The following is a 5153-nucleotide window of genomic DNA, read 5'->3' on the forward strand; positions in this document are numbered from 1 at the left end:
TTACTCCGTGTCGGTCGGTGCGGCGCCGAGGGCGAGTTTCACCAGGTCGTCGATGTCCATGGCGTCGAGGTCGCCGGCCGGTTCCGGTGCGGCGGGCTCGGTGTCGGCCGGTGCGAGCCGCAGCAGGCGGGGCAGCAGCCCAGATGCGCGCAGCCGGTCGACCGGGATCGCGGCGAGCGCCGCGCGGATGTCGGCGTCGGTGCGGCCCGGCTCGTCGGCGGCGGGTGCGATCAGTTCGTCGAGGTACGCGGCCAGCAGCTCCGCGTTCGGGTAGTCGAAGACGAGCGTCGGCGACAGCGGCAGCCCGGTCGCGGCCAGCAGCCGGTCGCGCAGCTGGACGGCGGTCAGCGAGTCGAAGCCGAGCTCGGTGAAGGCCCGCCCGGCCGCGACGGCGCTGCCGGAGCTGTGCCCGAGCACGGCCGCCACCTCGTCGCGGACCAGGCGCAGCAGCGTCCGGGCCCGCTCGTCCGGAGGCAGGTCGGCCAGGTCACCGGGGACCGCGGCCGCGGGTTTCTCCGGCACAGGCGCGAGGTCGGCGAAGAGCGGCCGTTCCCGGGCGGCCGAGAAGACCGGCACGAACCGTTCCCAGTCCACGTCGGCGACCGTGACGGCCACGTCCCCGGCGCCGACCGCGACACCGAGCGCCTCCAGGGCACGCTCGGGTGACATCGGGTTCAGGCCGCGTTTGCGGAGCCGGTCGGCGACCGTGTCGTCGGCGGCCATCCCGACCCGGGCCCACGGTCCCCAGGCGATCGCGGTGCCGGGGCCGCCGCGGGCGCGGCGGCGGGCGACGAGCGCGTCCAGGGCGGCGTTCGCGGCGGCGTAGGCGGCCTGCTCACCGGCGCCCCACACCCCGGCGATCGAGGAGAAGACGATCAGCGGTACGTCCGGCAGCAGCTCGTCGAGGTGCGCCGCCCCGTCGAGTTTCCCGGCCGCGACGGCGCGCAGGTGTGCCGGATCCTCGGCGGCCAGCGGCACGTCGGTGCTGACACCGGCGGCGTGGATCACCGCGTCGACCGGGCCGACCGCGACTAGCAGCGCCTCGACGGCGGCCCGGTCGGCCAGGTCGCAGGCGTGCACCTCGGCGTTGGGCAGGTCGGTGACGCCGCCGCGGCGGGAGACCAGGACGATCCGGTCGGCGTGCGGGGCGGCCCAGCGGGCCACCTCGGTGCCGAGGCCGCCGGTGCCCCCGGTGATCAGCAGGGTTCCGGTGGGCCGCCATCGAGGAGCATCATCCGGTACGGCCACGCGCGCCAGCCGTCGCGCAAGAAGCCGTCCGGGGCCGGCGGCGATCTGGTCCTCGGTCCCGCCGAGGACGGCCGGATCGAAGTCGCCGGTGACGTCGACGATGCCACCCCAGCGGGCCGGGTGCTCGAGCGCGAAGACGCGGGCCAGTCCCCAGGTGGCGGCGGTGTCGAGGTCCCCCGCCCCGGAGGTGACGAACCAGTGGGGCGCGTCGATTCCCAGCTGGACGACCGCAAGGATCTCGGCGGCGGTGCCGACCGCGGCCAGCACCCCGTCCAGGCCACCGGCCGCCCCCATCGCCGGGGCCACGCCGCCGTCGGCCGGCTCGGTGACCACGTCGGCGCCGGCCGCCCGCATCGCCTCGGCCAGGGAGTCGTCGCCGAGCACGAGCCATTGCCCGCCGACGGTGGTGTCCGGCATCGGGACGGGCCGCCACTCGACGCGATACCGCCACCGCTCGGTGCCGGGCTGTGCCGAGTCCAGCCAGAACCGGCGCCGGTGGAAGGCGTAGGTGGGCAGGTCGACGCGGCGGCCGCCGGGGATGACAGCGGCCCAGTCGACCGGCGTGCCGGTGACGTACAGGCTCGCCAGCGCGGTCAGCGCTGTGGTCACCTCGTCGCGCCCGCGCCGCAGCAGCGGAACCGCACCCTCGACCATCGCCGACAGCACCGCATCCGGCCCCAACTCGACGAAACGCACACCGTTCGCGAGTGGCGCCCGGGACACCGCATCGGCCGCGTTCGAGGTACGTGGACCACTGTGGCCCTGGCTCATCTGTGCCACCGCATCCGCGAACCGGACAGTTTCCCGCACGTGCGACACCCAGTAGGCCGGATCCGACCATCGGCCGTGACCCGGCGTGAACGTCAACGTCCGGACGATCCGCTCGAACTCCGGCAGCATCGGGTCCATCAGCCGCGAATGGAAGGCGTGACTGGTCCGCAGCCGCGAAGTCTTCCACCCGTGTGCGGCGATCTCGGAGACGTTGGATTCGTCGCCGGAGACGACGACCGAGGCCGGCCCGTTCACTGCCGCGATGTCGATCGACGGGAAAGCAGCCCGCACCTCCGCTTCGGAGGCCTGCACGGCCAGCATAGCCCCGCCCGCGGGCAGCGCCTGCATGAGCCGGCCCCGCGCGGTGACCAGCGTCGCCGCGTCGGCAAGCGAGAACACCCCGGACACGTGAGCCGCGGCGATCTCGCCGATCGAGTGGCCGACCAGCACGTCCGGGCGCACACCCCACGACGCCAGCAGCGCGTGCAGCGCCACCTCGACCGCGAAGATCGCGGGCTGGGCGTAACCGGTCCGGTTGATCAGCTCGTCGTCGGCGAGCACGTCGGCGAGAGGCCGGTCCAGGTGTTTGTCGATGTGCAGGGCGACCCGGTCGAACGTCTCGGCGTAGACCGGGAACGCCGCGTACAGGCCGAGGCCCATGCCGGCCCGCTGCGAGCCCTGGCCGGTGAAGAGGAATACCCGCTTGCCGCGCGCCGCGACCCCACGGACCGGCGGGTCCGTCTCGTTCAGGTGCACGGCCCGGTGCGGAAGCGCAGCCCGCAACGTCGCCGACCAGGCCGCATCGACGCGGTTCAGGTCCGGATGCTCGGCGAGGTGGCGCAGCAGCCGGTCACCCTGACGGCGTGCGGCGTCCTCGTCGGGGCCGCTCACCACCAGAGGAACGATCGGTCCAGCCGCCGCAACTTGGGAAACGGCCGGGATCAGGGCCGGGCTGCCGGGTGCCGCCGGGGCGGCCGGCGCGGTCCGCTCGTCGAGGGCGGGCGGGGCCTCCTCGATGATCACGTGCGCGTTGGTGCCGCTGATGCCGAACGACGAGATCCCGGCCCGGCGCGGCCGATCCCCGGCAGGCCACGGCTCGGCGCGGGTGAGCAGTTCCACCCGGCCGGCCGACCAGTCCACGGCGGGGGTGGGCGCGTCCACGTGGAGGGTGGCGGGCAGGAGGCCGTACCGCAGGGATTGAACCATCTTGATGATGCCCGCGGCGCCGGCCGCCGCCTGGGTGTGCCCGATGTTGCTCTTGATCGATCCCAGGCGGAGCGGACGATCTCTTTCCCTGCCGTACGTGGCCAGCAGCGCCTGTGCCTCGATCGGATCACCGAGGGTGGTCCCCGTGCCGTGCGCCTCGACCGCGTCGACGTCGGCCGTGGTCAGCCCCGCGTCGGCGAGCGCCTGCCGGATGACCCGCTGCTGGGCCGGCCCGTTCGGGGCGGTGAGCCCACTGGACGCGCCGTCGGAGTTGACCGCCGTCCCGCGCACCACGGCGAGCACCCGGTGACCGTGCTTCCGCGCGTCGGAGAGCCGCTCGACCAGCAGCATCCCGGCGCCCTCACCCCAGCCGGTGCCGTCGGCGGCCGCCGCGAACGACTTGCACCGCCCGTCGGCGGCCAGACCGCGCTGACGCGAGAAGCCGATGAACGTCTCCGGGGTGGCCATCACCGCCACCCCGCCCGCGAGCGCCAGATCGCACTCGCCGGACCGCAGCGCCCGGACCGCGAGGTGCAGGGCCACCAGCGACGACGAGCAGGCGGTGTCGATGGTGAGGGCCGGGCCCTCCAGGCCGAGGGTGTAGGCGATGCGCCCGGAGGCGACACTGCCCGAGTTGCCGGTGCCGAGGTAGGCCTCCACCTCGTCGGGCACGTCGAGGCCCGGGCGGGCGGCGTAGTCGTGGTACATCATGCCGACGTAGACGCCGGTCCGGCTGCCGCGCAGGCCGAGCGGGTCGACGCCGGCGGTTTCCAGGGTCTCCCACGCGGTCTCCAGGAGCAGCCGCTGCTGCGGGTCCATGGCGAGCGCCTCACGCGGCGAGATCCCGAACAGGTCGGGGTCGAAGTCGGCGGCGTCGTAGAGGAAGCCGCCCTCACGGGCGTACGAGGTGCCCGGGTGGTCCGGGTCGGGGTGGTAGAGCCCGTCCAGGTCCCAGCCGCGGTTGCCGGGGAAGAAGCCGATGCCGTCGCGTCCCTGTGCGACGAGTTCCCACAGCTCGTCCGGTGTGGTCACCCCGCCCGGATAGCGGCAGGCCATCCCGACGATCGCGATCGGCTCCCGCTCACCGGCGCCGGCCTCGATCTCGGCCAGCCGTAGACGTGTCTGGTGCAGATCGGCGGTAACCCGCTTCAGGTATTCCCGAAGCTTCTGCTCACTCGACGACACGCGTCACCTCACTGCGGGGTTCCGGGACGGTGCCGCACACACCGGCGGCACCGTCGCGGACGCTAGGAGCGTCCCCGGCCCCTTCCAACCCCTACCGTTCCCTTACGGTCCGCACGCTCATCGCTGAGCAGTGGACTGCCCGGGTTGACCTCAACCTGACTCGAGATCGCATGCTCTCCGGTGTCCGCCACGCGCGAACGACAGGGAGCAGGCGTCATGAGAGTGGTTCAGGCCGTCGATTTCGGCGGCCCCGAGGTGCTGGTTCCCGGGTGGGCGCCGGATCCGGTGGCCGGCCCGGACCAGGTGGTGGTCGAGGTGGCGGTGGCCGGCGTGTCCTTCGTCGAGACGCAGATCCGGCGCGGCACCGACAGGTGGCATGAGCGGCCACGGCTGCCGCACGTGCCGGGCGGTCTGGTGGCCCGACGGGTCAGCGAGGTCGGCGCGCGGGTCGACCCGGCTTGGCTCGGCCGGTGTGACGGTGCTCGGCATCGAACAGCTCTTCGGGTTCGGACGGCGGGTGCCGCGCTGGGCGAGCCAGATCATGTCACTGGCCGCGGAGGGGATCATCCGGCCGCTCATCGGGCAGACCTTCTCGCTGGAGCAGGCCGCCGAGGCGCACGCTGCGATCGAGGGCCGTACCGCCGTGGGGAAGACCTTGCTTCTCCTCGGAGAGGATCCCGGCCGCCGGCCGTCCCGTCGCCGCACGGTGTGAGCGACGGCGAGGGGACGGCCGGACGGGTCGA

General features: G+C 73.8%; 1 protein-coding gene and 1 pseudogene. One reads left to right on the plus strand and one right to left on the minus strand.

Features of this window, described 5'->3' with window-relative positions:
* Positions 1-4401 (minus strand): annotated as a pseudogene (locus tag ACQPZW_RS31855) (type I polyketide synthase); the annotation flags it as partial.
* Positions 4402-4888: 487 nt separating this feature from the next.
* Between ACQPZW_RS31855 and ACQPZW_RS31860 the strand changes: the two are divergent.
* Positions 4889-5122 carry a zinc-binding dehydrogenase gene (locus ACQPZW_RS31860; RefSeq protein WP_433789720.1) on the plus strand — a complete coding sequence of 78 codons (234 nt, stop codon included), beginning with the start codon at positions 4889-4891 and terminating at the stop codon, positions 5120-5122.
* Positions 5123-5153 lie beyond the last annotated feature (31 nt).

It is taken from the genome of Actinoplanes sp. CA-252034 (assembly GCF_050956125.1).
Lineage (GTDB): Bacteria > Actinomycetota > Actinomycetes > Mycobacteriales > Micromonosporaceae > Actinoplanes.